Annotated in this window: 16 protein-coding genes; 8 read left to right on the top strand and 8 right to left on the bottom strand. The window is 34.1% G+C overall.

All coding sequences use genetic code 11. The features are described 5' to 3' along the window. The first annotated feature begins 66 nt into the window (after positions 1-66). Positions 67-2064 (top strand): extracellular solute-binding protein, encoded by a 1998-nt coding sequence (locus tag CQA66_RS05895; protein ID WP_233707774.1) that lies wholly within the window; start codon positions 67-69, stop codon positions 2062-2064. A gap of 18 nt (positions 2065-2082) precedes the next feature. Further along, positions 2083-2970, top strand: coding sequence for a hypothetical protein (locus CQA66_RS05890; protein WP_104763448.1), 888 nt, complete (start codon positions 2083-2085; stop codon positions 2968-2970). 34 nt (positions 2971-3004) lie between these two features. Here CQA66_RS05890 and CQA66_RS05885 read toward each other — a convergent pair whose 3' ends face one another. Beyond that, entirely contained in the window at positions 3005-4096 is a 1092-nt protein-coding gene (locus CQA66_RS05885) for a hypothetical protein (protein WP_104763449.1), read from the bottom strand. Between the two features lie 26 nt (positions 4097-4122). Beyond that, positions 4123-4512 carry a hypothetical protein gene (locus CQA66_RS05880; protein ID WP_104763450.1) on the bottom strand — a complete coding sequence of 130 codons (390 nt, stop codon included), beginning with the start codon at positions 4510-4512 and terminating at the stop codon, positions 4123-4125. Positions 4513-4674: 162 nt separating this feature from the next. Between CQA66_RS05880 and CQA66_RS05875 the strand changes: the two genes are divergently transcribed. Further along, entirely contained in the window at positions 4675-5790 is a 1116-nt protein-coding gene (locus CQA66_RS05875; RefSeq protein WP_104763451.1) for a Cj0069 family protein, read from the top strand. 757 nt (positions 5791-6547) lie between these two features. On the opposite strand, the gene mqnE is transcribed toward CQA66_RS05875, so the two are convergent. After that, positions 6548-7627: an aminofutalosine synthase MqnE gene (gene mqnE, locus CQA66_RS05870; RefSeq protein ID WP_104763470.1), complete on the bottom strand. Its 1080-nt coding sequence runs from the start codon at positions 7625-7627 to the stop codon at positions 6548-6550. A gap of 173 nt (positions 7628-7800) precedes the next feature. Here mqnE and CQA66_RS05865 point away from each other — a divergent pair, with 173 nt between their 5' ends. Beyond that, complete coding sequence (locus CQA66_RS05865) at positions 7801-8025, top strand: DUF362 domain-containing protein (protein WP_104763452.1); 225 nt, start codon at positions 7801-7803, stop codon at positions 8023-8025. Positions 8026-8048: 23 nt separating this feature from the next. Continuing rightward, positions 8049-9584, top strand: a complete 1536-nt coding sequence (locus CQA66_RS05860; protein WP_104763453.1) for a Ppx/GppA phosphatase family protein — start codon at positions 8049-8051, stop codon at positions 9582-9584. Between the two features lie 89 nt (positions 9585-9673). Here CQA66_RS05860 and mnmA read toward each other — a convergent pair whose 3' ends face one another. The 4 genes from mnmA to petA all read right to left on the bottom strand — a co-directional run bounded on the left by mnmA (position 9674) and on the right by petA (position 14176). After that, entirely contained in the window at positions 9674-10720 is a 1047-nt protein-coding gene (gene mnmA / locus CQA66_RS05855; RefSeq protein WP_104763454.1) for a tRNA 2-thiouridine(34) synthase MnmA, read from the bottom strand. 238 nt (positions 10721-10958) lie between these two features. Next, entirely contained in the window at positions 10959-12419 is a 1461-nt protein-coding gene (locus CQA66_RS05850; RefSeq protein ID WP_104763455.1) for a c-type cytochrome, read from the bottom strand. Continuing rightward, complete coding sequence (locus CQA66_RS05845) at positions 12416-13651, bottom strand: cytochrome b (RefSeq protein WP_104763456.1); 1236 nt, start codon at positions 13649-13651, stop codon at positions 12416-12418. The genes CQA66_RS05850 and CQA66_RS05845 overlap by 4 nt, the downstream gene beginning before the upstream one ends. Before the next feature lie 9 nt (positions 13652-13660). Then, a complete protein-coding gene (gene petA / locus CQA66_RS05840; RefSeq protein WP_104763457.1) occupies positions 13661-14176 on the bottom strand; it encodes a ubiquinol-cytochrome c reductase iron-sulfur subunit in 516 nt (171 codons plus the stop codon). A 217-nt stretch (positions 14177-14393) separates the two neighbouring features. Between petA and nadE the strand changes: the two genes are divergently transcribed. The 3 genes from nadE to CQA66_RS05825 all read left to right on the top strand — a co-directional run bounded on the left by nadE (position 14394) and on the right by CQA66_RS05825 (position 16150). Continuing rightward, a complete protein-coding gene (gene nadE / locus CQA66_RS05835; RefSeq protein WP_104763458.1) occupies positions 14394-15227 on the top strand; it encodes an NAD(+) synthase in 834 nt (277 codons plus the stop codon). A 29-nt stretch (positions 15228-15256) separates the two neighbouring features. Further along, entirely contained in the window at positions 15257-15703 is a 447-nt protein-coding gene (locus tag CQA66_RS05830; protein WP_199770435.1) for a GNAT family N-acetyltransferase, read from the top strand. 132 nt (positions 15704-15835) lie between these two features. Further along, positions 15836-16150, top strand: a complete 315-nt coding sequence (locus tag CQA66_RS05825; protein ID WP_104763459.1) for a DMT family transporter — start codon at positions 15836-15838, stop codon at positions 16148-16150. An 80-nt stretch (positions 16151-16230) separates the two neighbouring features. Here the strand turns inward: CQA66_RS05825 and flgA are convergent, their stop codons facing one another. After that, entirely contained in the window at positions 16231-16893 is a 663-nt protein-coding gene (flgA, locus tag CQA66_RS05820) for a flagellar basal body P-ring formation chaperone FlgA (RefSeq protein WP_158657030.1), read from the bottom strand. Positions 16894-17038: the final 145 nt, after the last annotated feature.

Raw genomic sequence — 17038 nt, 5'->3', positions numbered from 1 at the left:
TCAATATGTTACTCAATATAGAATCATAAAATAACGCGACTATCTTTCAATTACAGAGTATAACAAATGAATGCGACAAGTTTTTTCCACATTCTCTATTGCACAATAAAAGAAAAACTTTTATCCTTTTTTTTACTTCATACTTTAATCGTCTATTTATTATCAAGTGTAGCCTATTCCAAGCAAATAAACGCAACCACAAGCCTTACCTCTAAGGGCAACCGCGATACGTTATATACAAAATGCCATAGTGCACTTGCTATGGATAGTGCACCAAAGCATATTCACGCGAAATATCTTCCCTATGCAAATCCAAATGCAAAAAAAGGCGGTACGTTTAAAATGATGGCGCTTGGCAGCTTTGATAGTCTAGATCTTTTTGTTCTAAAGGGTAATAAGGCGGATTCCCTTAATCTTCTTTATGATAGTCTTATGGTGCAAAGCCTTGATGAACCTTTCGCAATCTATCCCTTAATAGCCGATAGAATTTGTATTGCCGAAGACAAAAGTGGCGTGAGATTCCATATCAACGCGCATGCCGCCTTTAATGATGGCACATCAATAACCTCTGAAGATGTCAAATTTAGTTTTGATATGCTCACGCAAAAAGGCGACCCAACGCAAGCACGTTATTACGGCGACGTTAAAGAAGCAGTGGTAGTAAACGCCAAAACTATTGAATTTATATTTAAGAATGCGCAAAATAAAGAACTTCCTTTTATTCTTTCTCAACTTTATATTTTTCCTAAACACTTTTATATTGCAAATACTGATAAGTCTAATTCCTTTGGCAAATACCCACTTAGAATCCCCTTAGGAAGTGGTCCTTATACCATAGATAAATTTGAACCCAACAAATTCATTATTTACCGACGTAACCCAAACTATTGGGCAAAAAATCTGATGGTTAATAGAGGTGCGTATAACTTTCAACAAATTAAAATTGAATACTACAAAGACGAAAACGTAGCCTTACGTGCTTTTTTAGCGGGAAACTACGACTATCGTTTCGAATCGAAAGCAAAAGCATGGGCAAACGACTACGATGTAAAAACCTACAAAGAAGGTAAATTTAAAAAAATCGAGCTGCGACATGGGCTACCTGCAGGAATGCAAGGATTCTATCTCAATACACGTAAGAAATTTCTGCACGATAAAAAAGTCCGTGAAGCAGTAATGCAATGCTTTGATTTTGAATGGAGCAACCGCTACTTATTCTATTCACAATACACTCGAACAAAAAGCTATTATGAAAATTCAGAATACGCCTCAAAAGGTTCTCTTAAAGATGCAGACAATCAAGCAGAAGTGAAACTACTCACACAACTTGGAATATTAGAAAAAGATTCCAACACTAATTCCACAAATACCACAGCACGGGCAACAACGTTACGTATTGCCAAAGAATATCAACAGGATATAGACAAACGTATGCTAGAACAAAATTATCCTATCCCAACAACAAGTACGCATTCTAAAAGAGAGAATCTTAAATATGCAAAAAAGCTTTTGGAAGAAGCTGGCTATCAAGTTAGAAACAATAGCCTTATGGACGATCAAGGTAATCCTATAAAATTGACTATCTTGCTTAATTCGCCACTCTTTGAACGTGTAGTGCTGCCTTTCAAAAAAAACCTAGCGATTCTAGGAATCGAGCTTGATATTTCACTTGTAGATCCTGCACAATACGAAAATCGTGTAAAGAAATTTGATTATGACATAATAATAGGCGTTATTCCTCAAAGCCTGTTCCCTGGTAATGAGCAGGATTTCTTTTTTTCTTCGTCAAGTGCAAACATAGAGGGGTCAAGAAATTTTTCAGGGGTAAAAAATAAGGCTATTGATAAGCTCATCGCGACACTCAATCAGACAGAAGAACATCACAAAAGAGTAACAATTTTACATGCTATGGATAGAATCTTGTTGTGGGGATTCTATGTTGTTCCGCATTATTATAGTCCAAACTTCCGCATAGCTATAAAAAGCGATATTGGCATACCAAACTATTTTCCACCATACAGCTCGCCATTTATTGCCTATTATTATTGGTGGCTAGAAAAGTAAAATATTGGGGGAGTGATAATGAAAAAATACATTATGATATTAGCTACATTGCTCGTAGCAGCTCATGCAGATTCGGAAATTACTTACAATGAAGATTCTAAAAAACATGATATTTCATTGCATAAAACAATAGAAACAGAAAATATAAATCCCACCTTTCAGCGATTAAACGGAATCTTTGAAAATAAAAATTTTGGTGATTTAAGTGCGAGTTATTTTGCGATTTTTAGTCTTTCAGATTCTCAAATATTAGGAATAAACGGCATGAACATAAACTATGAATATTTGCATAATTTCGCAAAAATGCAAATGAAAATTCATGGTAATACTGCCCTTGGATTTGTATCTAGCTCACTTTCGTCCCAATCCAATAGTCGCAAACCTTTATTTTTATCTGCCTTGGTAGGCAAAGAAATAAGCATACCGCTCAATTTCACCCCTCTTTCCTTCTTTATAATAGGTACAGACATCGGTTTTAGTAAGCTAGATAGGTTATCCCTTTATCTCTATGTGCAATATATAGGCGTTGATTTTCCCTATAAATCATACGTATTTCGACCGTTTTTAAAAGCGCAAATTTATACAGCAAATGCTGACGCATTAACAACACGCGGAGCATCTATTGCTCTAGGGTTGCGCGCCTCTGCTTTCTTTAAAAATGGTTCAGCATTTATTGAGACTTCAATACAACGAAACATACCGCAAAATAATCATGTAACTATTGTTCTACCTACACTCCAATCTTCAACGTTACAAGGAATCTCTACGGCTATAGATGTTAAAGCTGGTGCTGAAATTGTAAACGCTAAATGGATGAAAATGCGAGGAGATGCGGGAGTGCTTTACACTTGGGACTATTACAATATCAATACTTATATTAAATTAAGCGCGCTACTAACACTTTAATAAATGGAACATTTAGGAGTTTTAGATCGAGAAGTTATTTCTCCGATTTCTCTTTGCTACTAAGAATCAAAAGAAACGCTCCGTGCCCATAATACCTTGGTTTAATAATTTTTACATTTCTATTAGCTATTACGGCAAGAGAATCTAACTTTGATACAAATTCAGTAGAGGCATGCGCCACTAACACAAAAATATGATTACAGCTCGAATAACTATCGAAATGAGGATTCTCATCAAATACTTTATATGGCAAAGATATATTGTCAAGAAAACTATAATATTTAAAAGCAGGTTCTGTACTTTTGTATATCATCACGCAATCATTTGATTGAAACTCTGTATTTGCCTTTAAAATCAGCTCATGAGTTTGCTGTATCGCATATTCATGCTTGTAGAGATGCTGAACGTAACGACATAAATCTGCAATGACAAGACAGATAACAACAAAGCTCCAACAATTACGCCACCATATATTTTTGCTTAAACTTATAAGATATCCAATTCCAGAAGCACAAAGCAAATAAAAAATTACTGAAAGATAGAGTGAAAGTCTTCCGCCAATAATCCCATTATGTCCAAAAGGATAAATCCGTAATAGACTCAAGACAATTGCAGTAAGTAAAATTACAAAAGTTACTATAAACATATCCTTACGATTCTTATAAAACCAAATAAAACCCAGCAAAGAGATAAACATATAAACGGGCAAAACCCTCTCTTTTCCAAAAGGCGTATAACCAACAAATGTACCTAACAATATTTCTGAAAAAAACTTAGGATATTCTGCAAGCCTATGAGGTAAAAAGAAACTCTGCCAATAATCATAGAATCCACTCACTGCCTGATAACGTATATAACCATAGTAATAAATACCAAATACGATAGGAATAATTAACAAATAAAAAAGATTCTTATAAAAAAATCTTTTTAAATCAAAGATATTCCGATAAAGATATCCGCATCCCAAACCAAAAGCTATAAAAATAATAGTGTTAGAAAAAAGAATAAAAATAACAATAAAAAAAGTAAAGATTCTGAAATCTTTACCCGTAATGTAGATATAAACAAGCAAAAATGCTACAAAAGCTTCTATACCATACTGCTTAAACTCGGTTGAATAATGCAATAATCCAAGCGAACCAGCACAAAGCGTTACGAATAAACAAGTAAGGAGCCCCCCCCGTAGATTACATTAGCAATCTTAAAAGCAAGAATCAATGAAGCAATACCGCAAAGCATAGGAAAAAAATAAAGGCTGTACTCGGAATAACCAAATAAAAGACATAAAAGCTTTGTAACAGCCAAAAAGCCCAATGGAGCAGCTTGTAAATGAGGTAAGGGAGAAAAAAATATCTCACTAAAATCTTTATGATATAAAGTTGCACTTAGCATTGCTTCATCGAGCCACAAATCTTTATGAAAAATAAACTGAAAAATTCTGACACTTATAGCTACCATTAGTATAAAAATGCTTAAAAATTTCCATATTTTAGGATTACATAAGAGGCTAGAAATAAGAGAATTTTGAGAGAGAATCTGCATAAAATTTATCCTAGTTTTAATATTAACAATAAAGCTACTCGCTAAATAACTATAAAAATAATTAAATAGTTAAATAATTATAAACTATCTCTACTCAATAGCATAATAAATATGTTACAATTAACAACACAATTTATATTTTAATACATTGAGGAGACATTTATGAAAAAACATATCGTGTTTTTTGAAGCAGTAGGTGGTAGTGATAAAGGTAAAGATGGACATAGAAAAGATACTGTGCCTATGATGGATTATCTCAAAAAACTAGGCTGGAATGCAGAAGTAGTATTTTTTACTGACGAGATTCTTAAAGATGAAAAGAAAAAAAATGAGATCTATGAGTATGTCAAAAATTCTGCTGATGCCTATGTCTCTCGTGTAAATCCGGGAAATCTTAAAGAAGAAAAACTATATTTCGATGTGCTACGCAAACTATGCTCTGATGGCGTAATTGGTATGCCTCACCCCGATGCAATGATTGGCTATGGAGCAAAAGATGCCTTGACGAAATTGCGTAATACAGAGCTTGTTCCTACCGATACTCTAGCATATTATGATCCGGCAGAAGCGCAAAGAATTGGTGTAAAATGGGAAGCAGGCGGCGAGCATGATTTTAAAAAGAATTTCCCCAAAACACTTGTGAAAGGTGAAAGAGTATTAAAACAGAATCGAGGCTCAACAGGTGAAGGTATTTGGCGTGTGCAAATTAAAGAACCAGAAAAATATAAAGGCGCAAGCGAATTACCTTTAGATGCAATAATCCGCTGTACAGAAGCAGTCGATAATCATGTCGAGGAGAGAAAACTTGGTGAATTTATGGATTTCTGTGAAAAATATCTCAAAGGCGACAACGGAATGCTTGTAGATATGACTTTCTTGCCACGTATTAAAGAGGGAGAAATCAGAATCCTTATGCTCTATAAAGATCCTATTTATGTCGTACATAAAAAACCAGCAGAAGGAGCAGATGCTTTTTCTGCCACGTTATTTAGTGGTGCAAAATACCGCTATGACAAACCTGAACAATGGCAAAGCTTGGTAGATTATTTCCTTGCAAATCTCCCGGAAATCAAAACAAAACTTGGAAATTATGATTTACCATTAATTTGGACAGCAGATTTTATTCTTGATACAGATGAAAATGGTAAAGATAAATACGTGCTCGGTGAAATCAACTGCTCTTGCGTAGGATTCACTTCTCCTGTAGAATTCTTGGATAAAACTGCTCGAAGAGTGGCAAATACAATTATCAACATCGTAGAAGATGCACAAAAATAACATCATATTTACTAAATTGTAAAATTACATACTCTAACTAATCTTAACCATAAACTAACGCAAAGCCGCTAGTTAAAGGATTCTTCGCTTGAATACTATTCGTTCTACTCTGCAATAGAATTGAATAGTATTTAAATATCCTCAACAAATTTCATACAAGCAAACGTTTCTCACATTATTTGAATCGTAACGTCAAACGAATAAAAAAGATTCTGCCAATTAAAATATTACTTAGATAACTAATTACATTGATTCACAACGTTGCCAATGACAATAAACTAAAATACTTCTAAATAAATTTACGCAAATATAGTTTGCTACCAGAATCATGCTGTTATGTAAACTTCACCCACATGGCTTGCATCGCTGTAAATATGGAAAAATAGTAATTGTATTCTTATTCGCTAATTATCCCGTTACAGATAACATTTCTTACAGTACAAACAACGTTCAATACTCCTCAATACTCTTTAGAATCTCACCGTTTCCATAAAGTTAATGATTTTGAGCGTACGATTTGAGAGAATCAACTTTTAACATTTGATTGCAGGTAACATAAATCATGCAATTCCTGCCTAACATTAAATTCTATAGTGATGTATAACTAACCAAAATATCCATGAAAACTTAGGATTTCTGTAAGTTTATTAAGTTTCTATGATAAAGAAATTTTGCCAAGAGTTACAAGACGAATTTTAATATATGAAATATCCAATATTCCAATAATTCTAATATCTTTGTCTATTTTTCTAGGTTATCATGAAACTTCTTGATAACTTTGCAATTCATTATATAAACTATCACGTTCTACCGGAATAAAACCTGCGTTCTGAATCTGCGAAATCATTTCCTGTAATGAAACACCGTTTTTACTTTTAGCACCTGCAGCAGATTGTATACTTTCATTTTCTATTGTGCCATCCATATCGTTTGCACCAAACTCTTGAGCAACTATTGCAAGATTAAACGAAATTGAAGCCCAATATGCTTTAATATGCGGAATATTTGGAAGCAATATCCTAGCAATAGCAATAGTTTTAAGGATTTCTTGCCCACTTGGACTTGTTTTGACATTAAGAAAATTATTCAAACGTTGATATAACAATGGAATAAAGGCATTGAATCCACCCTCTTTGTTATTGGCTCTTTCCAATGAAGTTTGTGCTTTTCGTAGCCTTAGAATATGATCGATTCTATGATGACGAGATTCTATATGCCCAAAAAGCATCGTAGCATTACTCATTCTGCCTAAACTATGCCAATATCTATGCACTTCAAACCAACGTGCGGAATCGGCTTTACCATGGCAAAGTTTTTTACGTATTTTCTCATCAAAAATTTCAGCCCCACCGCCTGGCAAAGAATCAACCCCAGCCTCCAACAAATCTTCGAGTACTTTTTCCAAGGGAAAATTAAATTTCCTTGTAAGATAATCGACTTCAGCACCACCCATTGCCTTAATATGAATATTGGGCAATGCTTGTTTAATAGTCGAAAACATATCCAAATAATGTTTATAGTCATAATCTGGATGATGCGCAGAAACTATATGCACTTCCTTTGCACCGCGATTATAAGCTTCCCTACATTGGTTTAGCACGTCATCAATAGTCATACTATAAGGATTCGGATTTTTTCTGCTTGCAGAAAAAGCACAAAATTTACAAACATCTGCACAAATATTTGTAGGATTAATATGCCTATTGATATTAAAAAAAACTTTTTTACCGTATCTCGTCTCGCGTATAGAGTCAGCCGCATCACCCAATACAAAAATGTCGTAATCATATAACCTACTAAGTTCAGCAATACTTAAATCCTCAATCTTTTCTTCCATAGCTAACGCGAGTATATCTTTAGAAAATATCCCCATAAAAAACCCCCATATTTTAAACTTCACGTTAATTCATTAAAGTATATTTTACTTTATAAAACAAAGAGAATCCTATCGAAAATAAATAATTTTCAATCTTTTTAGCTACAATAGCTTTAAAAACTCGAGGAAGCTTTATGCTCTTTATCAATCGCAATTGTATTGCTTGCGATGCATGCAAAGAAGTATGTCCAACACAAGCTATATATGTTGCGGACCCAATTTATATCATTAAACAAGAGCGCTGCATTATGTGTAAGGGTTATAGTTCCTATCCGGAGTGCATCACAGTTTGTCCAATGGACGCAATTGTCTATGAAGATTCAAAAGAAAATTCTTCCAAACACACATCCCGTAACTAATTTTTCATTGTAAAAGGTTTTGCATGGCTAAAATCACAACAATTATTGATATAGGTTCAAACTCTGCCCGAATGGCTATTTTTCAAAAAACAAGTCGATACGGATTCCGTCTTATTCATGAACTTAAGTCAAAGGTAAGAATTTCGGAAGGAAGCTATGAACACGATTCTTATTTACAAAAACCAGCTATGCAAAGAGCATTAAATGCGCTCAAAGAATTTAAGAGAGTAAGCCAATTATTCAAAAGTCGTAAACTTATTTGTGTAGCCACTTCAGCCATTAGAGATGCCCCAAATAAACTAGAATTTATTGCTGCAGTAAAAAAGGAATGTGGTATTCATATTAAAGTTATCGACGGTACAAGAGAAGCTTTTTTTGGTGCAGTTGCTTGTGCGAATTTATTGCATGAAAAAAGTGGTATTACTGTGGATATTGGTGGAGGAAGCACAGAGTTAGCATGTATTGACAATGGAATCATTAAAGAAATGATTTCTCTTAATCTAGGTAGTATCCGTTTAAAAGAGCTATTCTTTGACCACAACAAAATCAATGAAGCCTACAACTATACAAGACAATATGTAAAAGAAAATATTAAGACAATTTTACATTTTTATCGTGATTCTATGTCAAAAAGTAAGTTTCATATTTTTGGCATCGGCGGCAGCATACGGGCGTATGCGAAATATGAAATGAATAGAATATCATATCCATTAAACTTTTTACATGGTTATGAATTAGACATTCAAACGATTATGCCACATCTCAATCATATCGTACATGCTACAACGCAAGAATTATTAGCAACAGGCATTAATCTGGACAGAATAGATTCTATACGACCAGGTTTGCTGATTTTACAAATTATATTAGAAGAATTACAGGCACAAACGCTTATTATTAGTGGTGTGGGCGTACGCGAAGGCGTTTTTCTGTATGATATGCTACGCAACCAAAACTGGGTATTACCAACACATTGTAATCCTAGTGTTAGCTCTCTACGTGATACCTTTTTAACGTGTATTGATGAATCTAAAATAATTTTTAAGCACGCTAAAAACCTGTTTATTCTTTTCCAAGAAAATATAAAACAAAAAATATATTTAGATTCTCAATATCTCTATCATTTAAAAATTGCTAGCAATCTCTACAATATTGGTACAAATGTCAACTTTTATCAAGCACACAAACACAGTTCTTATATTGCTCTACATTGTTTAAATTATGGATTCTCGCACATACAAAGGTATACAATTGCCACATTATTAGAATTCTCGCATAAAAAAAGACCTAAAACGATACCGCAATCGCATAAGAATCTATTGCCGCATGAACCTGTCCTACACATGCTTAGTTTTATCTTATCTTTGAGTGTAATACTTGCTAAACAAAAAAACGTTGACTTTAAACTTAGTATACGTTCACAAACTCAACTATATTCTTTATCTCTTGTCGTTTTACACATCACAGCATGCCCATTGCCTACACAACAAGCCCTACTCGAAATCATACCTCCAAAGTTAGAGTGTTATGGGATAGCACTAGAAATTATTGTAGACTAATAAAATATATGATATAGATTCTTGATTCATTGTTAATGAATCAAGAATCTATAATAAACATTTTATCATTACTCTCGATTTATTCCCCTTTATTCAACAATCACACCACCACCTAGAACAATATCATCTTGATAAATAACGAGTGCTTGCCCCTTTGCCACTCCATATACAGGCTCTTCTAAAGAAGCAATAATTCTATCTTTATCAATAGTGATTTTAGCATTGCTAGGAGCACTACGATAACGTACTTTCGCCTTAAAATGCCCACCATGAAAATGTTGCGGTAATGATTTGTTAATTGCCTTTATATAAAAAGTTTTAAGCTCCTCTCTCTGTCCTACAACAATTTCGTTTTTATCAGCATTAATACTTAGCACAAAATGTGGCTCATGAGCACCCCTTATAGTGAAACCCCTTCTTTTGCCAACTGTATATTGCATATAACCTTTATGCTCTCCTACAATATTGCCAAGAGTATCGCGCACTATACCCTTTTGGTTTACCTCCGTATGCTTCTTTAAAATATCAATATAATCAGTCTCCACAAAACAAATTTCCTGTGATTCCCTATAAGTTTCTAGGCTACCAAGTATTGGTAAGGCGGCAAATGCTTTTGGTTTCACCTCTTCTTTAAGTAAATCGCCCAATGGAAAAATCAGCCTGTTAATTGCGTCCTGTGAAATAGCATAAAGAAAATAACTTTGATCTTTACTTTTATCTACGGCTTCTCGAATTCGTTTGATACCATCAATTTCGCTAATTCTTGCATAGTGTCCTGTCGCGATATACTCGCAGCCATTCTGTATAGCAATATCAAGTGCTAAACCAAATTTCATCAAAGGATTACACAGGGCGCAAGGATTTGGAGTCTCCCCTCTCTTATATGATTCAATAAACTCATTATATACAGCCTCTTTGAACTCATTTCTAATATCAATAACCTGAAAAGCAATATTTAAAAAAGAAGATACTTTTTCACAATTCCTTATAAAAATTTGATGTTTACTGTCTTTATCATGGAGTTTTAAATAGATTCCCATAACTTCGTAGCCTTGTTGCTGCAATAAATAAGCAGAATAAGAACTATCAACACCACCACTCATTAATAACGCAACTTTTTTACCATTTTGCTTCATATTTTAGAATCCTACAAATCGATATTATATAAATTACTAAAACTATAACACAATAAATACAATTGACAATAAACAAAATGCCAGCTTAAATTCATTAAACATCTATATATTAAAAATAATGGAGAATATACTAAACAAATAAAGAAGTATATGCACCTTGTGCCTCATTCATAATAAGACCAATGAATACACTAAACACAAGGCGATAAGAATAATAATCTGTTAATAATAAATTATATTAATGCAAATCCCTCCATATCTTAGTTTTCCACATATATGCAAGCGCAGAGAGTAGTACAAAGAATGCTATAAACCATAAACCTAACGAATCTCTATCCTCTTTCTTGCTATCACCTATTGTTTGAAGATAGCTTATAACTTGCGCTTCTGCTTGTTTTGTTAAGCCTACTCTCGGCATAGATTTCCCCTGAGGCATTACACCCATCTCTTGTGCCATATTAGTATAATCATCATTGCTCTGCCATGGACTCTTAGCAGTATTAGCAGGAAGTGCAATATGATAATATTGGGCATCTCTAAGATCGATTTGCTTATAAAGAGCCTCTTTTTCTTTTTGACTTAAATTAGGAGATAATGCGGCTTTTTCTTCCTCTCGTTTATCTTTGACCAATTTATTAATAATAGATTGTTGAATCTCAATAAGGGGTACTCTTTGTGGATTATTAATAAAAGCAGCTAACTCATGAGTGCCTTTTGAGCGGATGACCATAGACAAATCTGGAGGATTATTACCTAAATAAGCCTTAATCAAATTTGAATCTGTTGCAGCTTGTAGCCCTTCCTTGTTAAAGGTAGATTCCAACAAAGAATTTCTAAGTAAATTGAGTACACCATAATGCTCAATAGTTTTGTCATTAATCGAATCATTATGTTCGTCAATCTCAGATTCTGTAAGGGCACTCTTCTCTTTAGATTTCGCTTGAGCTAATAGAGAATTTAAAAAAGAGGCGTCTTGTTCACTAAGAGAAGCTATAAGCATCTCCTCACCATCATTCTCTGCTCTATTAATCAAAGGTTGTACTTGCGCATTATGTGCTGCATAAAACTTCGAGTCATACTGATTTTTATCGTATATAGCCGAATGACATCTATTGCAAGATTCTATAAATACCTCTTTATCACTAATCTGTTTGGGAGCAATTACCTTAAGAAAAGCCACAATATCGGCAATTTCTTTATCGCTTAATATCCCATTGAATGCGTTCATGGGGTAAGTTTCTTTACCCGCATTAGAAGACTCACATGTTGCCATTGCATGTTCATCTAATCCTTCGCAAGATACTTGAAATTTAGAATTCAGCAATGAAGCACGTACCGGATCCTTAATGAAATGCGCTAAGAAATGAGAATCAAAAATCAAACCTGCATTTGACAAATCAGGAGGAACTACACCACCTTCGCCCACTGGTTGCACTGTCTTCGGATTACGGCTATTGAATACCGCTTCTGACTGAGAACTTAGAGTATGACATGATGCACAATTATTAGCAAATAATTCTCTACCTTCATAGGCATCACCCGATTCCACATCAATCTTACCTAGTTTCTCTAAATCTTTGAACGCATAGTCACTTGGGGCAGTTGCTGGATGCATAGCGTGATGTGCCAATGGTTCAACGCCATAATACATTACTCCAATAATAAAAGCAACTACAATAAATATTTTAATTTCTCTCATAAACTACCCCCTTGTTTATTTTCTTTCATTGTTACATAAGGCAATACGACAAACAATAAGACAAGAAAACTAAGAGAGGCTGCTAAACCTACATACTTCGCACTTCCCTCTGGAGGTAGCTTGCCATATATAGTGAGCACAATTAAATCAACAATCAAGAGAATAAAAAATAATAAAAATCCTGGTCGTTTATGCGCAGGCTTAACAACCTTGCTTCTATCAAGCCAAGGGAGCAATAAAAACACTACTTGTGCTATACCAAAAAAAACCAAGCCTAAATTCGCACTAAAGAAGATGCCACGTAAAACCTCATAACTCCAAAGAAAATACCATTCAGGATAAATATGGGGGGGAGTAGCAAGAGGATTGGCTCTTTCAAAATTAATCGGATCCATTGCAAAATCGAAATGATAACACACCAAAGAAAAGAATAGAATCATAAATAAAGAAATAATAAAAATATCTTTACATAAAAAATCTGGCCAAAACCTAATAACTTTTGATTCTTTCCTATCTCCTGCTATATACTTCGCCGCTTCTACTTCAAAATCAATTTCTTCTCCATCTTGGTTATTAACATGTGGCGTTCGAAGAGCATAAAAATGCACTGCTATCATGGCTAAAATAACTACAGGCAATAGAAAAACATGCAACATAAAAAAACGAGTAAGAGTAGAATCTGCTACGACATAATTACCGCGCACCCACTCAACAACATCACTACCAATCAATGGAATGCCTCCAAAAAGATTAGTAATAACAGCAGCAGCCCAATAGCTCATCTGTCCCCAAGGAAGCATATAGCCACTAAACGCCTCTGCAGAAAACACTACGAAAAGTATCATACCACTGATCCAAATCATCTCGCGTCCATTTTTATATGAACCATAATAAATAGCAACAAACATGTGAATATAAATAATCACAAACACCATACTCGCAGCAACAGCATGTATATGTCGCCACAACCATCCAAATGCAACTTCTTGCATAATTGTATAATTCACCGAATCATAAGCTAGATTCTCATCTGGCTTATAATACATAAGCAAAAAGATTCCGCTAATCACCAATAAACCAAACAATGTTGTTAAAACAACACCCATAGCCCAAAGCCAATTGATATTTTTTGGAATCCAATACTTTGTCATCATAACTTCAAAAAGCCGATTGGTCGCGAGTCTTTGATCAAACCAATCAGCTAGATTCTTTGCTTCTTTTATATGTGCCATACATTCTCCTTATGCATTACTTGAAGCTTTGAGCATTGCTTCATATTCAACACCGCTTTCGCCAAGCACTAATGTCGTGTCACCCTTAATCACAAAAGGAGGTATATCAAAGGGACGGGGTGGAGGAGTGCCTGCAATATTTACACCATCACCTGTAAATTGTCCACCGTGACATGGGCAATGAAAAATTTCTTCATTGCTCTTCCAATTTGGAATACACCCTAAATGTGTGCATATTTTAATTCCAATACAATAATAAGAATCTCCCAATTGAAAATCTCTAGCAGGAGATATACTATCACCTGCTTTCTTTTTCATAATATACACTGGCTTGCCACGCCATTGCGTATCTCGTATTTCACCTTCCTGCATGCCGGTAACATCTACGGTAGTAAAACCTGCAGATACCACGCTAGGAAGAGGATCCCAAGTTTTTTTCATAGCTACAAGAGCGGCTATAGCACCAACGCCTGCCACTCCGCCAAGAGCCATGCCAAGAAAATCTCGCCTTTTGACATCAGCCATCACTATCTCCTTCATTAAAAAATAAAACGAATCTCAGGGTTAAATTAAAACCCTAAAGATTCTCAAAACTCTTAGATTCTAGTCAAAAAACACTTAAAAAAATATTATATTGTCAAATATAATCAAGTTTTTCGTTAGAATTGTAAATATTTACAATATTCCCAAAATCAAGTAAAACAATACGCTTAATATATCTTTAAAGAACTATGAGAAAAATATGCAAACCATTACTGACGCACACAAAAAAATGCTTATCAAATTTTTAAGAGAATCTGTTACAAAACGTGGTTTCCACAAAATTGTAGTGGGACTTAGCGGCGGTATTGATAGTGCTGTTGTTGCGGCACTGTGTCAAGAAGCATTTTCTCAAGAAAGATATTCCCAAAACCAATCCTATGAAAAGAGAATCCATAAAGACACTCAAACAACAAATTGCAAAGTCGTTCTTATGCCTTCGCTCAATTCCTCACAATCAAGTATTCAAGATGCCCTAGAACTTTGTCAAAAACTAAACATTGAATACGAAATATTATCAATTCAAGGATTCGATGAAGTGTTCTGCAAGAATCACCCCAATCATACTGCCCTTGCGAGAGGAAATTTTTGCGCAAGAATGCGTATGGCAACGCTTTATCATGTTTCTCAAATGGAGCAAAGGTTGGTTATTGGAACAAGCAACAAATCTGAAATTATGCTTGGTTATGGAACGATTTTCGGTGATTTGGCTTGCGCAATTAATCCTATCGCACATCTCTATAAAACACAGATTTATCAACTCGCTCATTTGCTTGGAATCCCGCGCTCTATTATTGATAAGCCGCCAAGTGCCGACCTCTATCAAGGACAAAGTGATGAAAAAGATTTAGGATATAATTACTCTGAAATTGACAAATTTCTAGAATCGTATGAACAATACCACACTAATAATATACAAGAAAAAAAAGCCTATTTGCAATCCCTCTATCCAAGCAAAATGGTAGAAAGTCTAATGAATAGAATACAAAAAAATGCCTTTAAAACAGAACCAATAGAAAGATATTCCCCAAACTAAACTATATTCATTATAAATGAGGATAAATCATGCTACTAAGACTTATGACAATACACGATTACGAAGAGATTATATTGCTATGGAAAAGCATTCAGGGATTTTATATTCGTGAAATCGATGATTCTAAAGAGGGGATCAATAAATTTCTTTTAAGAAACCCCCATACAAATGTTGTAGCCATAGAAGATGATAAAATTGTTGGCACTATTTTGTGTGGCTATGATGGACGTTGCGCTTACTTTTATCATGTCTGCGTTAAACAAGAATACAGACACAAACGTATTGGCATGAGCATGGTAGAGTTCTGTATTAATGCGTTAAAGAAAGAAGGGGCAACACATATCAATTTAATTGCTTTCAAAACAAACAACATTGGGAATCTTTTTTGGCAAGAATTAGGCTGGGATAACAAAGATAATGTTAATTTATATGAATATATCTTAAATACACACAATAAAAAACAAATGACTAACTAAATTATTCATTAACATTAAATAAGAATCCTCAATAGACCCCTAATACATTGCATAAATTATCTTTTAGAGTATCTTGATGACTTAAATAGATTAAAAATGATATAATCCACAAAATTTTTCTAAAGGTTACCGTTGAATTTCATATTAATTGTCATATCTGGAATATGCGATATATTTGCCAATCTTGCACTGCAAAAGTCAGATGGATTTAGGCAAAAGAAATGGGGATTCTTAGCATTATTGCTTGTTGGAGTTGCTTTCCTACTACTTTCTCTTGCGATTGATAACGGCATGAATTTGCCCATTGCTTACACGTTATGGGGAGCAATAGGAATTTTGGGAAGTGTAATTGGAGCATATTATTTTTTTCAACAAAAATTAAAGCCAATTGGTTATGTCGGTGTTGTTTTAGTCATCATCTCAATAGCACTTTTGCAATTAGCTTAAACAATGGGAATTCGTCATTTGCTAAGTATTTCTTTTCTCTTTTGTAACATAGTATGAACCTTGCTAGATTTTTCATCATATTAGTTTAGTTTGACTTCATTTTCCCCGATAATTTGCGCCTGAATAATACGTTTACTTTCTATATTCTGAATTTTAATAATATTGCCCTTTACACCAGATTCCAAAGCCTTACCATGAGTTATCGCTTCAATACCTTCAGAATAAAAAACAATCTTTACAAGGGAATCTTTTTGCACTAAGACTTTTTGCATAAGTTTATTCTGAGTAATCATTGTATTAACAGGAATAGAGATTCTAGCACTTGATTCTAATAGTTCGTTCTTTGTTGCAGGAACAAAAGGTAAAGTACTAAATTCCTGTCTTTTTGCCGTGATAACACCCGAATCAATGTTGCTTTTAGCTGGTATATTTTGTGTAGCAGTATATACAGTGATAAATGCCTGCATGGTATATCGTAAGGACTCTTGAATAACATGATTTTTGTATTTATAAGTAAGTGCAATGTATCCATGAGAAGATTTAAAGGATGAAAGATTTTTATTGAGAATCTCAATGTCATAAATCTTTAATTCATTTCTAGCAATTAAAGAAATAGATTCTATATGCATTTCTGGATACATAGCAAGATAAGATTGTTTAATATATTGTTTAATTTCCGCAACATTATCTTTAGCAGCAACAAAACATTGCAAAGTAAGTATGAATAATAATCTTGTTAACACACCTACTCCTTTCTCCAAAAGAATTATTAATATATTATTAATGCAAATACACAATTTCCGTGAAGTTCTTCGTTTCTGCATAAGATTTAAAAAAATCAAGTTTTTCGCTACTGCGATTTGCAACACAGAATGGAATCTCATAACG

This window comes from Helicobacter aurati (genome assembly GCF_003364265.1).
Taxonomy (GTDB): domain Bacteria; phylum Campylobacterota; class Campylobacteria; order Campylobacterales; family Helicobacteraceae; genus Helicobacter_A; species Helicobacter_A aurati.
Note: the sequence above shows the minus strand (reverse complement) of the source record. Positions and strands in the feature narration are given on the sequence as shown.

Coding starts and splice junctions, on each gene's coding strand:
- CQA66_RS05830 (WP_199770435.1), top strand. CDS start 15,257: ATGCTACTAAGACTTATGACAATACACGATTACGAAGAGATTATATTG.
- CQA66_RS05845 (WP_104763456.1), bottom strand. CDS start 13,651: ATGGCACATATAAAAGAAGCAAAGAATCTAGCTGATTGGTTTGATCAA.
- CQA66_RS05875 (WP_104763451.1), top strand. CDS start 4,675: ATGAAAAAACATATCGTGTTTTTTGAAGCAGTAGGTGGTAGTGATAAA.
- CQA66_RS05860 (WP_104763453.1), top strand. CDS start 8,049: ATGGCTAAAATCACAACAATTATTGATATAGGTTCAAACTCTGCCCGA.
- CQA66_RS05850 (WP_104763455.1), bottom strand. CDS start 12,419: ATGAGAGAAATTAAAATATTTATTGTAGTTGCTTTTATTATTGGAGTA.
- CQA66_RS05895 (WP_233707774.1), top strand. CDS start 67: ATGAATGCGACAAGTTTTTTCCACATTCTCTATTGCACAATAAAAGAA.
- nadE (WP_104763458.1), top strand. CDS start 14,394: ATGCAAACCATTACTGACGCACACAAAAAAATGCTTATCAAATTTTTA.
- CQA66_RS05865 (WP_104763452.1), top strand. CDS start 7,801: ATGCTCTTTATCAATCGCAATTGTATTGCTTGCGATGCATGCAAAGAA.
- CQA66_RS05880 (WP_104763450.1), bottom strand. CDS start 4,512: ATGCAGATTCTCTCTCAAAATTCTCTTATTTCTAGCCTCTTATGTAAT.
- CQA66_RS05890 (WP_104763448.1), top strand. CDS start 2,083: ATGAAAAAATACATTATGATATTAGCTACATTGCTCGTAGCAGCTCAT.
- mnmA (WP_104763454.1), bottom strand. CDS start 10,720: ATGAAGCAAAATGGTAAAAAAGTTGCGTTATTAATGAGTGGTGGTGTT.
- mqnE (WP_104763470.1), bottom strand. CDS start 7,627: ATGGAAGAAAAGATTGAGGATTTAAGTATTGCTGAACTTAGTAGGTTA.
- petA (WP_104763457.1), bottom strand. CDS start 14,176: ATGGCTGATGTCAAAAGGCGAGATTTTCTTGGCATGGCTCTTGGCGGA.